This is a genomic window from Pseudomonas sp. CFBP 5748 (assembly GCF_053850495.1).
This window is the reverse complement of the sequence record NZ_JBSPTN010000004.1, coordinates 112,721-131,931: the sequence shown is the minus strand read 5'-3', so window position 1 is coordinate 131,931 and position 19,211 is coordinate 112,721. Positions and strand designations below refer to the sequence as shown.

At 59.8% G+C, this 19,211-nt stretch carries 17 protein-coding genes; 15 read left to right on the top strand and 2 right to left on the bottom strand.

All coding sequences use genetic code 11. From position 1 onward, the window contains the following. The first annotated feature begins 32 nt into the window (after nt 1-32). The 10 genes from argE (at nt 33) to ACWNZ1_RS10575 (ending at nt 10,280) form a co-directional block, all read left to right on the top strand. Nucleotides 33-1,190, top strand: coding sequence for an acetylornithine deacetylase (gene argE, locus ACWNZ1_RS10620; RefSeq protein ID WP_456027626.1), 1,158 nt, complete (start codon nt 33-35; stop codon nt 1,188-1,190). A gap of 132 nt (nt 1,191-1,322) precedes the next feature. Then, complete coding sequence (gene argA, locus ACWNZ1_RS10615; RefSeq protein ID WP_135847679.1) at nt 1,323-2,621, top strand: amino-acid N-acetyltransferase; 1,299 nt, start codon at nt 1,323-1,325, stop codon at nt 2,619-2,621. 446 nt (nt 2,622-3,067) lie between these two features. Next, nucleotides 3,068-4,393 (top strand): OprD family outer membrane porin, encoded by a 1,326-nt coding sequence (locus ACWNZ1_RS10610; protein WP_256453901.1) that lies wholly within the window; start codon nt 3,068-3,070, stop codon nt 4,391-4,393. Nucleotides 4,394-4,678: 285 nt separating this feature from the next. Further along, nucleotides 4,679-5,317: a peroxiredoxin gene (locus ACWNZ1_RS10605; RefSeq protein ID WP_135847675.1), complete on the top strand. Its 639-nt coding sequence runs from the start codon at nt 4,679-4,681 to the stop codon at nt 5,315-5,317. A 307-nt stretch (nt 5,318-5,624) separates the two neighbouring features. Next, nucleotides 5,625-6,218, top strand: coding sequence for an NADPH-dependent FMN reductase (gene ssuE / locus ACWNZ1_RS10600; RefSeq protein WP_135847674.1), 594 nt, complete (start codon nt 5,625-5,627; stop codon nt 6,216-6,218). An 89-nt stretch (nt 6,219-6,307) separates the two neighbouring features. Then, nucleotides 6,308-7,273 carry a sulfonate ABC transporter substrate-binding protein gene (locus ACWNZ1_RS10595; RefSeq protein WP_256453900.1) on the top strand — a complete coding sequence of 322 codons (966 nt, stop codon included), beginning with the start codon at nt 6,308-6,310 and terminating at the stop codon, nt 7,271-7,273. 24 nt (nt 7,274-7,297) lie between these two features. Next, complete coding sequence (gene ssuD, locus ACWNZ1_RS10590; RefSeq protein ID WP_135847672.1) at nt 7,298-8,446, top strand: FMNH2-dependent alkanesulfonate monooxygenase; 1,149 nt, start codon at nt 7,298-7,300, stop codon at nt 8,444-8,446. A 7-nt stretch (nt 8,447-8,453) separates the two neighbouring features. Beyond that, nucleotides 8,454-9,236, top strand: coding sequence for an aliphatic sulfonate ABC transporter permease SsuC (gene ssuC, locus ACWNZ1_RS10585; RefSeq protein ID WP_265072493.1), 783 nt, complete (start codon nt 8,454-8,456; stop codon nt 9,234-9,236). Continuing rightward, nucleotides 9,233-10,039 carry an aliphatic sulfonates ABC transporter ATP-binding protein gene (gene ssuB / locus ACWNZ1_RS10580; protein WP_280944521.1) on the top strand — a complete coding sequence of 269 codons (807 nt, stop codon included), beginning with the start codon at nt 9,233-9,235 and terminating at the stop codon, nt 10,037-10,039. The genes ssuC and ssuB overlap by 4 nt, the downstream gene beginning before the upstream one ends. A 25-nt stretch (nt 10,040-10,064) precedes the next feature. Then, nucleotides 10,065-10,280, top strand: coding sequence for a TOBE domain-containing protein (locus ACWNZ1_RS10575; RefSeq protein WP_003177394.1), 216 nt, complete (start codon nt 10,065-10,067; stop codon nt 10,278-10,280). 153 nt (nt 10,281-10,433) lie between these two features. Here ACWNZ1_RS10575 and ACWNZ1_RS10570 read toward each other — a convergent pair whose 3' ends face one another. Both ACWNZ1_RS10570 and ACWNZ1_RS10565 read right to left on the bottom strand, forming a co-directional pair. Further along, nucleotides 10,434-11,069 carry a TetR/AcrR family transcriptional regulator gene (locus tag ACWNZ1_RS10570; RefSeq protein WP_135847669.1) on the bottom strand — a complete coding sequence of 212 codons (636 nt, stop codon included), beginning with the start codon at nt 11,067-11,069 and terminating at the stop codon, nt 10,434-10,436. Nucleotides 11,070-11,353: 284 nt separating this feature from the next. Then, a complete protein-coding gene (locus ACWNZ1_RS10565; RefSeq protein ID WP_025216023.1) occupies nt 11,354-12,730 on the bottom strand; it encodes a glutamine synthetase family protein in 1,377 nt (458 codons plus the stop codon). A gap of 278 nt (nt 12,731-13,008) precedes the next feature. Here ACWNZ1_RS10565 and ACWNZ1_RS10560 point away from each other — a divergent pair, with 278 nt between their 5' ends. The 5 genes from ACWNZ1_RS10560 (at nt 13,009) to ACWNZ1_RS10540 (ending at nt 19,185) form a co-directional block, all read left to right on the top strand. Beyond that, a complete protein-coding gene (locus ACWNZ1_RS10560) occupies nt 13,009-13,785 on the top strand; it encodes a gamma-glutamyl-gamma-aminobutyrate hydrolase family protein (RefSeq protein WP_135847667.1) in 777 nt (258 codons plus the stop codon). Nucleotides 13,786-13,825: 40 nt separating this feature from the next. Continuing rightward, a complete protein-coding gene (locus ACWNZ1_RS10555; RefSeq protein ID WP_014340745.1) occupies nt 13,826-15,184 on the top strand; it encodes a glutamine synthetase family protein in 1,359 nt (452 codons plus the stop codon). 59 nt (nt 15,185-15,243) lie between these two features. Next, nucleotides 15,244-16,608, top strand: a complete 1,365-nt coding sequence (locus tag ACWNZ1_RS10550; protein WP_456027625.1) for an aspartate aminotransferase family protein — start codon at nt 15,244-15,246, stop codon at nt 16,606-16,608. 197 nt (nt 16,609-16,805) lie between these two features. Next, nucleotides 16,806-17,903, top strand: coding sequence for a polyamine ABC transporter substrate-binding protein (locus ACWNZ1_RS10545; protein ID WP_135848081.1), 1,098 nt, complete (start codon nt 16,806-16,808; stop codon nt 17,901-17,903). A 184-nt stretch (nt 17,904-18,087) separates the two neighbouring features. Continuing rightward, on the top strand, nt 18,088-19,185 hold the full coding sequence (locus ACWNZ1_RS10540; protein WP_135847665.1) for a polyamine ABC transporter substrate-binding protein: 1,098 nt from the start codon (nt 18,088-18,090) through the stop codon (nt 19,183-19,185). Nucleotides 19,186-19,211 lie beyond the last annotated feature (26 nt).

Below are 19,211 nucleotides of genomic sequence, written 5' to 3'. Positions count from 1 at the left end.
ATGGACGTCAATTTGTAAGTCCGGAGTCAGCGATGCCTTTGCCGTCCATGAAAGATCAGTTCGCTGCCCTGATCGCCGCGCCTTCAGTCAGCTGTACCCAGCCCGGGCTGGACCAGTCCAACAGTGCCGTGATCGAGCTGCTGGCGGGCTGGCTCAGTGACCTGGGGTTTTCCTGTGATATCCAGCAGGTCAGCCCCGGAAAGTTCAACCTGCTGGCCAGTTTCGGCAGTGGTCCCGGTGGCCTGGTGTTGGCCGGCCACAGCGACACGGTGCCGTTCGACGGCGCGTTGTGGCAGACCGACCCGCTGAAGCTCACCGAGGTTGATGGCCGCTGGGTCGGCCTGGGCAGCTGCGATATGAAAGGCTTTTTCGCCTTGGCCATCGAAGCGGTCAAGCCGCTGCTGGACCAACCGTTCAAGCAACCGCTGCTGATCCTCGCCACCTGTGATGAAGAAAGCTCCATGGCCGGCGCCCGGGCCCTGGCCGATGCCGGGCGTCCGTTGGGGCGCGCGGCGGTAATCGGTGAGCCAACCGGCCTCAAGCCAATCCGCTTGCACAAAGGCGTGATGATGGAGCGCATCGACATTCTCGGGCGCAGCGGTCATTCCTCCGACCCGAGCCTGGGCCACAGCGCCCTGGAAGCCATGCACGACGCCATGGGCGAACTGCGCGGCTTGCGCCTGCAATGGCAGCGTGAATTCCGTAACCCGCAATTCACGGTGCCGCAGCCGACCCTGAACTTCGGCTGCATCCATGGTGGTGACAACCCCAACCGGATTTGCGGCCAGTGCTCCATGGAATTCGACCTGCGGCCCTTGCCCGGCATGGACCCGCAGGTGTTGCGGGCGGCGATCCAGCAGAAGCTCGACCCCATCGCCGAACGCCATAAAGTCAAGATCGACTACGCACCGCTGTTCCCCGAAGTGCCACCATTCGAGCAGGCCGAAGACTGCGAGCTGGTACGGGTGGCCGAGCGACTCACCGGCCATCGTGCCGAAGCAGTGGCGTTCGGCACCGAAGCGCCTTATCTTCAGCGCCTTGGCTGCGAAACCCTGGTGCTTGGTCCTGGCGATATCGCCTGTGCCCACCAGCCGGGTGAGTACCTTGAAATGTCACGTTTGCAACCTACCGTACAACTGTTGCGTCAGTTGATCGGACATTACTGCCTGACGCCGGTCACCGCCGGCTAAATTGCCCGTATCCGGGCCCGTATTCATGAGGAGAACGCGCGTGTCGCCAAGCCTGTTCCGACGATAACCACCAGCCCGCTGTGCGTTCCGTTTCGTCTTTTTTCGGCTGTTATTTATTACAGGCCCAGGTTCATGCCCGAATACGTCAATTGGCTTCGTCACGCTTCGCCTTACATTAACGCCCACCGCGATTGCACTTTTATCGTCATGCTGCCCGGCGATGGGGTGGAACACCCTAATTTCGGCAACATCGTCCATGACTTGGTGCTGCTGCACAGCCTCGGCGTGCGCCTGGTGCTGGTCCATGGTTCGCGCCCGCAGATCGAAACCCGCCTCGCTGCGCGGGGCCTGACACCCCATTACCACCATGGCATGCGCATCACCGATGCGGCCACACTGGAGTGCGTGATCGATGCGGTCGGCCAGTTGCGCATCGCCATCGAGGCACGCCTGTCCATGGACATGGCGTCCTCGCCCATGCAGGGCTCACGGCTGCGAGTCGCCAGCGGCAACCTGGTCACCGCGCGCCCCATCGGCGTGCTGGAAGGCGTGGACTATCACCACACCGGCGAAGTGCGCCGAGTCGATCGCAAGGGCATCAATCGCCTGTTGGACGAGCGCTCCATCGTGCTGCTGTCGCCGTTGGGTTATTCGCCCACCGGAGAGATTTTCAACCTCGCCTGTGAAGACGTCGCCACTCGGGCGGCCATTGACCTGGCGGCCGACAAATTGTTGCTGTTCGGTAGCGAACAGGGGTTGATCGGTGAGGATGGCCGGCTGGTGCGCGAGTTGCGTCCGCAACAGGTCCCGGCTCATATCCAACGCCTGGGCAGCGACTATCAGGCCGAACTGCTGGATGCGGCGGCCCAGGCCTGCCGTGGTGGCGTGGCGCGCAGCCATATCGTCAGTTACGTCGAGAACGGGGCGCTGCTGGCTGAACTGTTCACCCGTGATGGCAGCGGTACGCTGGTGGCCCAGGAGCAATTCGAAGTGGTACGCGAAGCGGCCATCGAAGACGTTGGCGGCTTGCTGGACCTGATCAGCCCATTGGAAGAGCAGGGCATCCTGGTGCGGCGCTCCCGCGAAGTGCTGGAGCGCGAGATCGAACAGTTCAGCGTGGTCGAGCGCGAAGGCATGATCATTGCCTGCGCGGCGCTGTACCAGATCGCCGATTCGGATGCCGGGGAACTGGCCTGCCTGGCGGTGAACCCGGAATACCGTCACGGTGGCCGGGGCGATGAACTGCTGGAACGGATCGAGACCCGCGCCCGCGCCAAAGGACTCAAGACTCTGTTCGTGCTCACCACCCGCACCGCCCACTGGTTCCGCGAGCGCGGTTTCGAGCCTAGCAGTGTCGAGCGCCTGCCAGCGGCGCGGGCATCGCTGTACAACTATCAGCGCAACTCGAAAATTTTCGAGAAATCCCTATAAGCCTGATGCTTCATCCTGCTTAGGACTTGTCGCAAGGCTGCGAGCTTTTTGATTCCAGACAAGGATCGCTTGGAGGAAGACCTTCAAGATCGCAGCCTTCGGCAGTCGGCCTCAAGCGCCCGGCATCCTGGGCCCAGGCACGTCTGCGACAAAAAATCATTCAGTAATCAGTCACCTGGCCGATATGCCGGGTTACGGTTTGACGGTGTTTTGATGTCGGCTATATTTCCAAATCAGCTGAAAACTTAAGAAACAATTCTTTTTGGAATTATAGAGAATCCATTATTCTGCCGCCCGATGTAGCTGGGTTAGACCTTGGTCGTAGTCACAAATGGTTACGATTGACTTGTCAGTCACGGTCTGGCGCTAATCGCGCATCCGCGGATTCCGGGCGTTCGATCCGGAGCCAAAGATACACAAGAATTAGAAAACGAGAGGAGCGAAGCATGAACAAGTCCACCTTGGCCCTGGCTGTGGCCGTTGGGGTTTTGGCGCAGCAGGCAGGCGCCGCCGGTTTTATCGAAGACAGCAAGGCGTCTGTCAGTTCCCGCACCCTGTACTTTGATAACGATAACCGTGAAACTGGCGGTTCCGACCAGCGTGAGACGGCCACCGGTCTGAAGTTCGACTACAAGTCCGGCTTCACTCAAGGCGTCGTTGGTTTTGGTATCGATGCCCAGGCACTGGTGGGTATCCACCTTGATGGCGGCAAGGGCCATCACCCGGACAACAACTCCTTCGTCCCAAGCGATACCGATGGCTCCGCTGTAAGCAACTGGAGTCGCATGTCGGGTAACGTCAAGGCGCTTTTCTCCAAGACCGAGGCCCATCTGGGTGGAGCCCTTGCGCCTAACCTGCCGATCCTGGTCGCCAGTGATGGTCGTCTGCTGCCGCAAACCTTCGAAGGTGGCACCATCACCTCCAAGGACCTGGACAACGTGACGTTCAATGCCGGTCAGTTGGAACATGCCACGGGCCGTGCGTCGAGCAACAGCACCGGCTTGTCAGTGAACGGCGCTACAGAGGAAAGCAATCAGTTCCGCTACGCCGGTGCTGACTGGAAGGTCACAAAGGACCTGACGCTGCAGTATTACTACGCCAACCTGCAGGACTTCTACAAACAGCACTTCCTGGGTGCGGTGCACGTGTTCCCGATCAGCGAAGGCCAGTCGTTCAAGACTGACTTGCGTTACTTCGACAGCAGCTCCGATGGCCGTAACGGCGATGCGGGCTATACCTTCAATAACAACCAAGGCTATGCCAAGAACCCGGGCGAGGTCGATAACAAGACCTGGAGCGCCATGTTCACTTATACCCTGGGCGGCAGTGCGTTCCTGTTGGGTCATCAGCAAGTCGGTGATGACGGCGGTTTCGTCTATCTGAACCAGGGCAGTCTGCGCAGCGATGCCGGTGGTTTTGAAGGGGCCGGTGGTTCGAGCTTCTACCTGTTCACCGACAGCATGATCAACGCGTTTGTCCGTGCCGGTGAAAACACCACCTTCGGTCAATATTCGTACGACTTCACGGGCCTGGGCGTTCCAGGCTTGAAGGCATCGGTTGCCTACCTGCGTGGTGACGACGTCAAAACCGTCTCCGGCGCAAGCGAATATTCCGAGTGGGAACGTGACATGCGTGTGGATTACGTAGTCCAGCAGGGCGCGTTGAAAGGCTTCGGTACTACAGTGCGTCACGGTACCTACCGCAGTAGCGGTGTTGGCGCTAGCCAGGATCAGACCCGTCTGATCTTCAACTACACTTACAACTTCATGTAAGACGTAGCGAAACGAAAAAAAGCCTCGCCCGGCAACACGCCGGGCGGGGCTTTTACGTTTTCAGGTCAGGCCCACCCCTGTAGCCTTCCCCGAACCTTCTCCTCTTTTCAGCAACTCGAGGCCTTCTCGAAACCTCGGAAATGATCTTGGGCCGGTATGCGGAATGGCGCCAGTGAACAGTTTTTTATATTCGCTAATGATCTAAATAAATGGGTATTCATTCTTTTTAAAGCAATGAAAACCGGTGCACAGTTGGCCCCACAACAACCAACCAGGAGCCGCACCATGAGCCTCAGACTCGGCGACATCGCCCCAGACTTCGAACAGGATTCCAGCGCCGGCAAGATCCGCTTCCACGAATGGCTTGGCGACAGTTGGGGCGTACTGTTTTCCCACCCGGCGGACTTCACGCCGGTGTGCACCACCGAACTGGGCTTTACCGCCAAACTCAAGGATGAATTCGCCAAGCGCGGTGTCAAGGCCATTGCCCTTTCGGTAGATCCGGTGGACTCGCACCACAAATGGATCGAGGACATCAATGAAACCCAGAACACGGTCGTCAACTTCCCGATCCTGGCCGACGCCGACCGCAAAGTGTCTGACCTGTACGACCTGATCCACCCCAATGCCAGCGATACCTTGACCGTGCGTTCACTGTTCGTGATCGACCCGAACAAGAAGGTGCGCCTGACCATCACTTACCCGGCCAGCACCGGGCGCAATTTCCACGAAATCCTGCGGGTGATCGATTCGTTGCAGCTGACCGACAACTACAAAGTCGCCACCCCGGCCAACTGGCAGGAGGGTGATGAAGTGGTGATCGTGCCGTCGCTCAAGGATGAAGAGGAGCTCAAACAGCGTTTCCCCAAAGGCTATCGCGCCGTGAAGCCCTACCTGCGCCTTACCCCGCAGCCCAATCGCTGACGCAAAACCTGAACCTGTGGGAGCGAGCTTGCTCGCGATGACGTCGGATCTGCCAACGACGATGTCGACTGATACACCGCTATCGCGAGCAAGCTCGCTCCCACAGGGGAATCACTGTGCACCAAGGGTTTTGGCCGTTTCGACGGCCTTTTTTTATGCCCTGAATAAGGCAATTTTAATATATCTATAACGAATAACTAAATGAATAAATATGATTTAAAGATATATATGTCTCCCTGTTATGGTTGGCCCCATACAGCGAGATCGCCCACCGCGAATCGCACGTGACATTTAAGGAATGGTTGGCATGTTGGTCGTCTCACTCGGTGGCAGTCCCAGTCAGCGCTCCCGTTCCGGCGTGCTGTTGGAGCGCTCGCAACGCTGGTTGCAGCAGCAAGGTGTGGAAGTGGTGAGCTATCAGGTGCGCGATTTTCCGGCTGAAGATCTGCTTCATGCCCGCTTCGACAGCCCGAAGGTGGTCGATCTGCTCCAGCAGATCGAGAACGCCGATGGCTTGTTGATCGCCACACCGGTCTACAAGGCGTCTTTTTCCGGTGCGCTGAAGACCGTGCTGGACTTGCTCCCTGAACGTGCCCTGGCCCATAAGGTGGTGCTGCCCATGGCCACTGGCGGCAGCATCGCCCATATGCTGGTGGTGGATTACGCCCTCAAGCCAGTGCTGTCGGCGCTCAAGGCCCAGGAAATGCTCCACGGTATTTTTGCCGAGGACAGTCAGATCGCTTACGGCGAAGGCAACGCTCAGGCGCAATTGACGCCGGCATTGCAACAACGCCTGAACGAAGCGCTGGAACAGTTTTTCAGCGCCATGGCCCGTCGGCCCAAGCCGTTGGACCCTAGCGTGTTGAACGAACGTTTGTTGAGTGCTCGCTGGAGCATTTGAACCCGTAACCCCAGATTCACCTCACCTTACTCAGCCGCCAACGGCCCAGCAGGTGCAGCCAAAACCCCACAGCAAAAAGGAGAGGCGCCATGCGCACTGTCATTTTGCGTCGCGGGCTGGTCGCTCTGTTTGCTGCGGCTGTGTCCTTCGGCGTCGTTACCCAGGCTCAAGCCGAGACCTTGCGGATCGGTTATCAGAAGTACGGCACCCTGGTGCTGCTCAAGGCCAAGGGCTCTCTGGAAAAACGCCTCGCAGCCCAAGGCGTAGACGTGCAATGGACCGAATTTCCCGGCGGCCCGCAACTGCTTGAAGGCTTGAACGTCGGCTCCATCGACTTCGGCGTGACCGGTGAAACCCCGCCGGTGTTCGCCCAGGCGGCGGGTGCCGATCTGCTCTACGTCGCCTACGAACCGCCAGCGCCCGCCAGCGAGGCCATCCTGGTGCCCAAGGGTTCTCCTATCCAGTCGGTGCAAGACCTCAAGGGCAAGAAAGTCGTGCTGAACAAAGGCTCCAACGTTCACTACCTGCTGGTGCGGGCGCTGGAAGATGCCGGCCTGAAATACTCCGATATCCAGACGGTTTTCCTGCCGCCGGCCGACGCCCGTGCCGCGTTCGAGCGTGGCAGTGTCGACGCCTGGGTGATCTGGGATCCGTACCAGGCTGCCGCCGAACAGCAGTTGCAGGCGCGCACCCTGCGTGATGGCAAAGGCATTGTCGACAACCATCAGTTCTACCTCGCCACCAAACCCTATGCGCAGAAGAACCCCCAGGTCATCACGGCGCTGGTGGAGGAAGTGCGTGCAGTGGGTGAGTGGTCCAAGGCCAACCCTGAAGACGTGACCAAACAGGTATCGCCGCTGCTCGGCCTGCCTGCCGATATCACCCTGACGTCGGTGAAACGCCAAGGCTACGGGGCGTTGTTCCTCACGCCGGAGGTGGTGGCGGCGCAGCAGAAAATCGCCGACAGCTTCTATCAGCTCAAATTGATTCCCAAGCCCTTGAGCATCAAGGACGTGATCTGGACGCCGCCGGCAACCGTCGCGAACGCGCAGTAATTCGATTCCTTAGGAGACTACTCCATGAGCCTCAATATTTTCTGGTTCCTGCCCACCCACGGCGACGGCCATTACCTTGGCACCGCCGAAGGCGCCCGCGCCGTCGATCACGGCTACCTGCAACAGATCGCCCAGGCGGCGGATCGACTGGGTTTCGGTGGCGTGCTGATTCCCACCGGGCGCTCCTGCGAAGACTCCTGGTTGGTGGCTGCGTCGTTGATTCCGGTGACCCAGCGCTTGAAATTCCTCGTTGCCCTGCGCCCCGGGATCATTTCCCCGACGGTGGCGGCGCGTCAGGCCGCGACCCTGGACCGGTTGTCCGGCGGGCGCGCGTTGTTCAACCTGGTGACCGGCGGTGACCCGGACGAACTGGCTGGCGACGGCCTGTTCCTGGACCATGAGCAGCGCTATCAGGCTTCGGTGGAATTCACCCGCATCTGGCGCCGGGTGCTGGAAGGCGAAACTGTGGATTACGACGGCGAACACATCAGTGTGAAGGGCGCCAAGCTGCTCTATCCGCCGATCCAGCAACCGCGTCCACCGCTGTATTTCGGCGGTTCATCGGAAGCGGCCCAGGACCTGGCTGCCGAACAGGTGGAAATGGTGCTGACCTGGGGCGAGCCGCCGGCGGCCGTGGCGGAAAAGATCGAACAAGTGCGGGTCAAGGCCGCCAAGCTCGGCCGCACCGTGCGCTTCGGCATCCGCTTGCATGTGATTGTGCGTGAAACCAACGCCGAAGCCTGGCAAGCGGCTAACCGATTGATCTCCCACCTGGACGACGAGACCATCGCTCGGGCCCAGGCTTCACTGGCGCGCTTCGATTCGGTGGGCCAGCAACGCATGGCTGCGTTGCACGGTGGCCGTCGCGACAAGCTGGAAGTCAGCCCCAACCTCTGGGCCGGCGTGGGCCTGGTCCGTGGCGGCGCGGGTACGGCGCTGGTGGGCGATGGCCCGACCGTGGCGGCGCGGGTCAAGGAATACGCCGATCTTGGCATCGACACCTTTATTTTCTCCGGTTATCCACACCTGGAGGAGTCCTACCGCGTGGCCGAGTTGTTGTTTCCACACCTGGACGTGGAGCGCCCGGAACTGCCGAAAAGCCAGGGTTATGTCAGCCCGTTCGGTGAAATGGTCGCCAACGACATCCTTCCCAAAGCCGCGTCGCAGAGCTGAGGCGGCCATGAAGAAAATCATCCACAACCTGGCGCCCTGGGCGGTGCCGCTGTTGCTGTTGGCGGTGTGGCAACTGTCGGTGTCGGCAGGCTGGTTATCCACGCGAATCCTGCCGGCACCCGTGGCGGTGATCGAAGCCGGGGTCAACCTGGTGCGCAGCGGCGAGATCTGGACGCACCTGGCCATCAGCAGTTGGCGGGCAGCGGTTGGTTTCCTGATCGGCGGCGGCATCGGCCTGGCCCTGGGTTTCATCACTGGCCTGTCGAAATGGGGCGAGCGCCTGTTGGACAGTTCCGTGCAGATGGTCAGGAACGTGCCGCACCTGGCGCTGATTCCGCTGGTCATCCTGTGGTTCGGCATCGACGAGTCGGCGAAGATTTTCCTGGTGGCCCTGGGTACGTTGTTCCCGATCTACCTGAACACCTACCACGGCATTCGCAACGTCGATCCGGCGCTGGTGGAGATGTCCCGCAGCTACGGCTTGTCCGGTTTCAGCCTGTTTTGGCAGGTGATTCTGCCGGGGGCCTTGCCTTCGATCCTGGTGGGCGTGCGCTTTGCGCTGGGCTTCATGTGGCTGACGTTGATCGTGGCGGAAACCATCTCGGCCAGTTCCGGCATCGGTTATCTGGCGATGAATGCCCGCGAGTTCCTGCAGACCGATGTGGTGGTGCTGGCGATTCTTTTGTACGCCGTACTCGGCAAATTGGCCGACCTCGCCGCCCGTGGACTGGAGCGGGTCTGGCTGCGTTGGCACCCGGCGTATCAAGTGAACAAGGGAGGTGCCGCATGACCGCCCAACAACCTCCACGGCTGCTGCGAGGCATTCCCCTGGCCGTGCGCAAGCTGCAAAAGACCTTCGGCTCGCGTCAGGTGCTGCGGGACGTCGACCTGCATATTCCGGCCGGGCAGTTCGTGGCGGTGGTCGGCCGCAGCGGCTGTGGCAAAAGTACCTTGCTGCGTTTGTTGGCCGGTCTCGACCAGCCCACGGGTGGGGAGTTGCTGGCTGGCTCCGCGTCCCTGAGTGCCGCACGGCAAGACACACGGCTGATGTTCCAGGACGCGCGCTTGCTGCCCTGGAAAAAAATCATCGACAACGTCGGCCTCGGGCTAACAGGCAACTGGCGGCCCCAAGCGTTGCAGGCACTGGAAACGGTGGGCTTGGCCGACCGCGCCCATGAATGGCCGGCGGCACTGTCTGGCGGACAGAAACAACGGGTGGCCCTGGCTCGCGCGCTGATTCACCAACCGCGCCTGTTGCTGCTCGACGAACCTCTGGGAGCGCTGGACGCCCTGACCCGTATCGAGATGCAGCAACTGATCGAAAACCTCTGGCAGACGCACGGCTTTACCGTGCTGCTGGTGACCCATGACGTCAGCGAAGCGGTGGCGATCGCCGACCGGGTCATTCTGATCGAAGACGGTCAGGTTGGTCTCGACCTGGCCATCGACCTGCCACGCCCACGGGTTCGCGGCTCACATCGCCTGGCGAGCCTGGAAACCGAAGTCCTCAACCATGTGCTGTCCTTGCCCGGCCAACCGCCGGAACCCGAACCCGTTTCACCCTTGCCCACGCAACTGCGTTGGGCGCAATAACTTCATCCATACAGGAATCGACACCATGACGATCAAAGCCATCAACGTACGCAACCAGTTCAAAGGCACCATCAAGGAAATCGTCGAAGGCGACGTGCTGTCGGAAATCGACGTACAGACCGCTTCCGGCATCGTCACCTCGGTCATCACCACCCGTTCGGTCAAGGAGCTGGAACTGGCTATCGGCAGTGAAGTGATCGCTTTCGTCAAATCCACCGAGGTGTCGATCGCCAAGTTGTGAACGAGCTTGACCCACAGCCCCGGACGGCGTGAGCTCTTCGGGGCTTTCTGTTTTTTTGGCGGCCTGCTAATGCGCTTTGTTGAGGTTAGGAGGGGGCTGCTGCGCAGCCCAGCGGGAGCAAGCTCCCTCGCCACGGATGAGGCGGTTCAAGTATCAGACGGCTTCACGCTTGGGCAAATACGGCGGCAGATACAACCCCAGGTACGCATCGAACACCCGCATGCCTTCCTCGGCCATGCGTGGAGTGATCTGGTTGTGTTGTTGCACCGAGCGGGCGTAGACGCGGTCGCCCAGTTCCATGGCCAGGGCGAACACGTCGACGTCGGTGGGCAAGTTCGGCAGCTCGAAATGGCGGTCGAACAGTTTATGCATCAGGTCGCCCAGCTCGAGGTCGTGCTGACGGTCGGCCTGGGTGACTTCGGTCAGGCCGTGTTGGGCCAGGATCAATTGGCGGGCGGCGGCGTCCTGGCTGTAGATGGTGAGCATGCGCTGCTCCACCAGCCGCGACAGGTCGTGCCAGTGGTTCAGCGCTTGATGGTCAATGGGCGCCTGCAGGCAGGCGCGGAAGGCCGCGTGGACGTCAGCGGTCAACGCTTCAAGCAGCGCCGGGACGCTGGCGAAGAAGTGGTAGACGGAGGAGGGCGGGATCCCGGCGCGCTCGGCGACACTGTAGATCGACAAGCTCGCCACACCTTCGGCGGCAAGCAGCGTACGGGCGGCATCGAGAATGCTGTCGATCCGGGCCTGGCTGCGTGCGCGGGGTTTGCGAGGGGTGGCGATGCGCGTCATGAGTGTCTCCTGGGGGCTGCCGGGCATTGTACGCAGAGCCGGCGGATGGTCCATACCTGCACTTGGGAGCAAAGGAACTCCTGTGGCGAGGGAGCTTGCTCCCGCTGGGCTGCGAAGCGGCCCTGAAATCAGCCACTGCAGTGTTTCAGGTTGACCGCTTTCGCATTTTTGGGGCTGCTGCGCAGCCCGGCGGGAGCAAGCTCCCTCGCCACGATGTTGGTGAGCATCCATAAAAAAACGCCGCAGCCCTTAAGGGGCGCGGCGTTTTTCTTTACAGCCACCGCTTACACGGTATGCAGGTACCAGTTGTACTCGAGGTCGGAGATGGAGTGTTCGAACTCCTCCAGCTCACTTTCCTTGCAGGCCACGAAGATATCGATGTATTTCGGATCGATGTACTTGGCCATGACTTCGCTGTCGTCCAGTTCGCGCAGGGCATCGCGCAGGTTGTTCGGCAGGCTTTGCTCGTTCTGCTCGTAGCTGTTGCCTTCCACCGGCGCACCGGGCTCGATCTTGTTGACCAGGCCATGGTGCACGCCTGCCAATACTGCCGCCATCAGCAGATACGGGTTGGCATCGGCACCGGCAACACGGTGTTCCAGGCGAACGGCATCGGCGGAGCCGGTGGGCACGCGCAGGGCTACGGTGCGGTTGTCCAAGCCCCAGGTCGGCGAGTTCGGCACATAGAACTGTGCGCCGAAACGACGGTAGGAGTTGACGTTCGGGCAGAGGAAAGCCATCTGCGCCGGTAGGGTCTCGAGCACACCGCCGATCGCGTGACGCAGTGCGGCGTTCTGCTCGGGATCCTCGCTGGCAAAAATATTCTTGCCATCCTTGTCCAGAATCGAAATGTGGACGTGCAGACCGTTGCCCGCCTGGCCTGGATACGGCTTGGCCATGAAGGTGGTGTCCATTTCATGGTCGTAGGCGATGTTCTTGATCAGGCGCTTGAGCAGTACCGCGTAGTCGCAGGCCTTGATCGGGTCGGCCACGTGGTGCAGGTTCACTTCGAACTGCGCCGGGGCACTTTCCTTGACGATGGCGTCGGCGGGAATGCCTTGCTCCTTGGCCCCTTCCAGAATGTCCTGGAGGCAATCGACATATTCGTCGAGGTCGTCGATCAGGTAGACCTGTGTCGAGTGTGGGCGTTTGCCGGAGATCGGCGAGCGGGGCGGTTGTGGGCGTCCATTCACGTTCTCCTGGTCGATCAGGTAGAACTCCAGCTCGAATGCGGCGCAGATGGTCAGGCCCAGTTCATCGAACTTGGTCACGACCTGGCGCAGGACTTCACGAGGGTCGGCGAAGAAAGGCTCGCCTTCCAGTTCGTGCATGGTCATCAACAGTTGTGCGGTAGGACGCTTCTGCCAGGGCTCATTGCACAGGGTGTCAGGGATTGGATAACAGATTCGGTCAGCGTCGCCGATGTCCAGGCCCAGGCCGGTGCTTTCCACCGTAGAGCCATTGATATCCAGAGCAAATAGAGAGGCCGGCAGGTTGATGCCTTTCTCGTAAACCTTGTGGAGGCTGGTGCGTTCGATGCGCTTGCCGCGCACCACACCATTCATATCCGCAATCAGAAGGTCAACGTACAGAACCTCAGGATGTTCCTTAAGGAACGCGTTCGCTTCGTTAAGCTGAACGGCACGCGGGGGTACCGACATGATGCAACACCTTTGTTGTTAAAAATATCAATCATTGATCTCTTCGAAAGCCAGTCAACCCGAACGGCATGCCGAAGTCAAGCAGGGCTTTTTTTGCCCTAAAAAAGCACCTGCGGAGCTTTTTTGAGGCAATTTAGGGCGTTTTTTCCCCTTTGCCGGGCTTGGCGCCCGCAGGCTTGAGCGGGCCGTGTTGTATTTTTTACGGGGGTGTTGTGTAAAAAAATGAACAAGGCTAAGCTCGATTCAAACCCATAACAGCAATAATACCGGGGTGCTTCATGTCTCGCCTGCCGTTAATCGGCGTCACCACCTGCTCCAAGCAGATCGGTCTGCATGCGTATCACATCAGTGGCGATAAATATTCCCGGGCTGTCGCGACAGCCGCCAAGGGCTTGCCAGTGCTGATCCCGTCCCTGGCGGATTTATTCGCTCCGTCCGATATTCTGGACAGCCTGGACGGCATTCTTTTTACCGGCTCTCCTTCTAATGTAGAACCTTTTCATTATCAGGGCCCCGCCAGCGCGTCGGGCACTGCTCATGATCCTGCACGGGATGCCACCACCCTGCCGCTGATCCGCGCCGCAGTCGATGCGGGGGTCCCGGTGCTGGGCATCTGCCGTGGCTTCCAGGAAATGAACGTAGCCTTTGGCGGCAGCCTTCACCAAAAAGTTCATGAGGTCGGAACCTTCATCGACCATCGTGAAGACGACACACAATCGGTAGATATTCAGTACGGCCCGGCCCACGCCATGCATATCCAGCCTGGCGGCGTCCTCGCCGGCCTGGGCCTGCCGCCGGTGATTGAAGTCAACTCGATCCACAGCCAGGGCATCGAGCGCCTGGCCCCCGGTCTGCGGGCCGAAGCGATGGCGCCGGATGGCCTGATCGAGGCGGTCTCAGTGACACAAGGCAAGGCTTTTGCTTTAGGTGTGCAGTGGCACCCTGAATGGGAGGTAAGCTCGAATCCGTACTACCTTGCGATTTTCCAGGCATTTGGCGATGCCTGCCGTGCAAGGGCAACACAACGCGACGCCGATGCGTCAAACAACGCCTGACTACTAATAGCAGCCAGGAAACTCACGCCTAGAGGCATTTATGAGTAACAACCTCGACCAGCTCACCGATTGGTTGAAAGACCATAAGATCACAGAAGTCGAATGCATGATTGGCGACCTGACCGGTATCACCCGGGGCAAGATCTCGCCGACCAACAAGTTCATTGCTGAAAAAGGCATGCGCCTGCCCGAGAGCGTTCTGCTCCAGACCGTTACCGGCGACTATGTCGAAGACGACATCTATTACGAACTGCTCGACCCAGCCGACATCGACATGATCTGTCGCCCGGACGAGAACGCAGTGTTCCTTGTGCCCTGGGCCATCGAGCCCACCGCCCAGGTTATCCACGACGCCTACGACAAGCAGGGCAACCCCATCGAGCTGTCGCCGCGCAACGTGCTCAAGAAGGTGCTCAAGCTCTATGCCGACAAGGGTTGGCAGCCGATCGTCGCGCCGGAAATGGAGTTCTACCTGACCAAGCGCAGCGACGACCCCGATTTCCCGCTGCAGCCGCCCGTTGGCCGCTCCGGTCGCCCGGAAACCGGTCGCCAGTCTTTCTCGATTGAAGCGGCCAACGAATTCGACCCGCTGTTCGAAGACGTCTATGACTGGTGCGAATTGCAGGAGCTGGACCTCGACACCCTGATCCACGAGGACGGCACGGCGCAGATGGAAATCAACTTCCGTCACGGCGATGCCCTGTCCCTGGCCGACCAGATCCTGGTGTTCAAGCGCACCATGCGCGAGGCGGCGCTCAAGCATGACGTGGCCGCCACCTTCATGGCCAAGCCCATGACCGGCGAGCCGGGCAGCGCGATGCACCTGCACCAGAGCATCATCGACAAGGAAACCGGCAAGAACGTCTTCTCCAATGAAGACGGGACCATGAGCGAGCTGTTCCTGCACCACATCGGTGGCCTGCAGAAATTCATCCCCGAGCTGTTGCCGCTGTTCGCCCCCAACGTCAACTCGTTCCGCCGCTTCCTGCCGGACACCTCGGCACCGGTGAACGTGGAGTGGGGCGAAGAGAACCGCACCGTGGGCCTGCGGGTACCGGATGCCGGGCCGCAGAACCGTCGGGTGGAAAACCGCTTGCCAGGCGCCGACGCCAACCCGTACCTGGCGATTGCCGCCAGCCTGCTGTGTGGCTTCATCGGCATGGTCGAAGGCATCAACCCGAGCGCGCCGGTGGTGGGCCGAGGCTACGAACGCCGCAACCTGCGTTTGCCGCTGACCATCGAAGACGCCCTGGAACGCATGGAAAACAGCACCACCATCGAGAAATACCTGGGCAAGAAATTCATCACAGGCTACGTCGCGGTCAAGCGGGCCGAGCATGAAAACTTCAAGCGCGTGATCAGTTCGTGGGAGCGGGAATTCCTGCTCTTTGCCGTCTGAAGCGCTGGGCGGGCTGCTTCAGGCAGCCTCGCCCCCACCGATATGAAAGGAGAATTCGCATGACCCGCAACAACCCGCAGACCCGTGAATGGCAAGCCCTGAGCAACGATCATCACCTGGCGCCGTTCAGCGACTTCAAACAGCTCAAAGAGAAAGGCCCGCGTATCATCACCCACGCCAAGGGTGTGTACCTCTGGGACAGTGAAGGTAATAAGATCCTCGATGGCATGGCCGGCCTCTGGTGCGTGGCGGTCGGTTACGGCCGCGATGAACTGGCCGACGCCGCCAGCCGGCAGATGCGCGAGCTGCCTTATTACAACCTGTTCTTCCAGACTGCCCACCCGCCAGTGCTGGAACTGTCCAAAGCCATCGCCGACATCGCCCCTGAAGGCATGAACCATGTGTTCTTCACCGGCTCCGGCTCCGAAGGCAACGACACCATGCTGCGTATGGTCCGTCACTATTGGGCGATCAAGGGCCAGCCGAACAAGAAAGTCATCATCAGCCGCAAGAACGGCTACCACGGTTCGACCGTGGCCGGCGCGAGCCTGGGCGGCATGACGTATATGCATGAACAAGGCGACTTGCCGATCCCTGGTATTGTCCACATCGCCCAGCCGTACTGGTTCGGCGAAGGCGGCGACATGAGCCCCGAAGAGTTTGGCGTCTGGGCGGCCAATCAACTGGAAGAAAAGATCCTGGAGGTTGGGGTGGACAACGTCGGCGCCTTCATCGCCGAGCCGATCCAGGGTGCCGGCGGCGTGATCGTACCGCCGGACAGCTACTGGCCGCGCATGAAGGAAATCCTCGCCAAGTACGACATCCTGTTCGTGGCCGACGAGGTGATCTGTGGTTTCGGTCGTACCGGTGAGTGGTTCGGTACCGATCACTACGGGTTGAAACCGCACATGATGACCATTGCCAAGGGCCTGACCTCCGGCTACATCCCAATGGGTGGCCTGATTGTGCGTGACGACGTGGTCGAGGTGCTTAACGAAGGCGGCGATTTCAACCACGGGTTTACCTATTCCGGTCACCCGGTAGCCGCGGCGGTGGCCCTGGAAAACATCCGTATCCTGCGCGACGAAAAGATCATCGAGCGTGTCCATGGGGAAACGGCACCCTATTTGCAGAAGCGTTTGCGGGAACTGAACGATCATCCGCTGGTGGGTGAAGTGCGCGGAGTCGGTTTGCTGGGGGCAATCGAGCTGGTTCAGGACAAAGCCACGCGCAAGCGCTATGAAGGCAAGGGTGTGGGCATGATCTGCCGGCAGTTCTGTTTCGATAACGGGCTGATCATGCGCGCGGTGGGCGACACCATGATCATTGCGCCGCCGCTGGTGATCAGCAAGGCCGAGATCGATGAGTTGGTGACCAAGGCGCGGCAATGCCTGGACCTGACGCTCAGTGCGTTGCAAGGCTAAGTGCTAGGCTCTGAGCGAGGTGCCTGCAAGGGCCTCGCCCGGTGAGAACAAAAGGCCGGGCTTGTGTTGAAAGCCTGCCCTGTAACTTGCCAGACTACCGCCTGTTCAAGTTGCCAGAGAGTCGGCTACTGAACTGTGGCTAAGAAGAATAACTGGAGCACTTTTTCATGAAGGCATTAGGCATGAAGACATTAGGTATGAAGATAGCTGGCAAGACCCTCCTCGCCATGTCCCTGATGGGCGTGATGGCGGGTGCCGTTCAGGCGGACGATAAAGTGCTGCACGTCTATAACTGGTCCGACTACATTGCGCCGGACACCGTCGCCAAGTTCGAGAAAGAGTCGGGGATCAAAGTCGTCTACGACGTGTTCGACAGCAACGAAACCCTGGAAGCCAAGTTGCTGGCCGGTAAATCCGGTTATGACATCGTGGTGCCGTCGAACAACTTCCTGGCCAAGCAGATCAAGGCCGGGGTCTACCAGAAACTCGACAAGTCCAAGTTGCCCAACTGGAAAAACCTCAATACCGACCTGCTCAAGGCTGTTTCGGTAAGCGACCCGGGCAACGAACACGCCTTCCCGTACATGTGGGGCTCGATCGGCATCGGCTTCAACGCCGAGAAGGTCAAGGCCGCGCTGGGTGCCGACGCACCGACCAACTCGTGGGACCTGCTGTTCAAGCCGGAGAACGCGGCGAAGCTGAAATCCTGCGGCATCAGCTTCCTCGACTCGCCGACCGAGATGATTCCGGTGGCGCTGCACTACTTGGGCTACCCGACCGACAGCCAGGACAAGAAACAACTGGCTGAAGCCGAGGCACTGTTCCTCAAGATCCGTCCTTCGATTGGCTACTTCCACTCGTCCAAGTACATCTCTGACCTGGCCAACGGCAACATCTGCGTAGCAGTCGGCTACTCGGGCGATATCTACCAGGCCAAGTCCCGTGCTGCCGAAGCCGGTGGCAAGGTAAAAGTCAGCTACAACATTCCGAAAGAAGGGGCTGGCAGCTTCTTCGACATGGTCGCCATCCCTAAAGATGCCGAAAACGTCGAAGGTGCCTACAAGTTCATGACCTTCCTGCAAAAGCCGGAAATCATGGCTGAAATCACTGACACCGTGAGCTTCCCGAACGGTAACGCGGCGTCTACGCCGCTGGTCAGCAAGGAAATCACCAGCGACCCGGGCATCTACCCTCCGGCGGATGTGCAAGCCAAGCTCTACGCGATTGCCGACCTGCCAGCCGCGACCCAGCGGATCATGACCCGCAGCTGGACCAAGATCAAATCCGGTAAATAAGCCGGCCTGAAGCATCTTCCTGTTGTCGCCGTCATCACGACGGTGACAACAGGAGCAATTAAATGACTAAAAGTTTTGCTGGATCGGTTTATCGAGGGTAAGTTGCGCGCCGGTTTTGTTGCAGGGTCCATCGTGGCCAGGTAACGGGGGCAACTTGGGCCCAACTATTTAAGAGGACCTCCACGTGCCTGTTTTTTCTTTGCTACGCAATGCCCTGCTGGTCGGCGCGGGCCTGACGCTTGCCGTCAGTGTCCAGGCGGCGTCCACCGTGCATATTTATAACTGGTCGGACTACATCGGCGAGACCACCCTGGCGGACTTCGAAAAAGCCACGGGCATCAAGCCGGTGTATGACGTGTTCGATTCCAACGAAACCCTGGAAGGCAAGCTGCTGGCCGGGCGTACTGGTTACGACGTGGTCGTGCCGTCCAATCACTTCCTGGGCAAGCAGATCAAGGCCGGGGCGTTCCAGAAACTCGACAAGTCGCAGTTGCCCAACTACGCCAACCTCGACCCTGCGCTGCTCAAGCGCCTGGAAAAGAACGACCCGGGCAATCAATACGCCGTGCCTTACCTGTGGGGCACCAATGGCATCGGCTACAACGTCGAGAAGATCAAGGCTGTCCTGGGCGTCGACAAGATCGACTCGTGGGCCATGCTGTTCGAGCCGGAAAACATCAAGAAGCTCTCCAGCTGCGGTGTCTCGTTCCTCGACTCCGGTGACGAGATGATCCCGGCGATGCTCAATTACCTGGGCCTGGACCCCAACAGTGAAAACCCTGAAGACTACAAGAAGGCCGAGGCCCAGCTCCTCAAGATCCGGCCTTACGTGACCTACTTCAATTCCTCCAAGTACATCTCCGATCTGGCCAACGGCGAGATCTGCGTGGCCGCCGGTTTCTCCGGCGACATCTTCCAGGCCCGCGAACGTGCCAGCGAAGCCGGCAAGGGCGTCGATATCGCCTATGTGATTCCCAAGGAAGGCGGCAACCTCTGGTTCGACATGCTGGCGATCCCGCGCGACGCCTCCAATGTCAAGCAAGCCCACGCGTTCATCAACTATGTGCTCAAGCCTGAGGTCATCGCCCAGGTCAGCGACGTTGTCGGTTATGCCAACCCGAACCCCAAGGCTGGCGAACTGATGGACCAGAAAGTACGCACCGACGAGGCGGTTTACCCACCGCAAGCGGTCGTCGACAAACTGTACGTCAACTCCGAGTTGCCGCCCAAGATCCAACGACTCATGACCCGCAGCTGGACCAAGGTCAAGTCGGGTAAATAGCGTTAAGCGCGCTCTAACTATCCAAG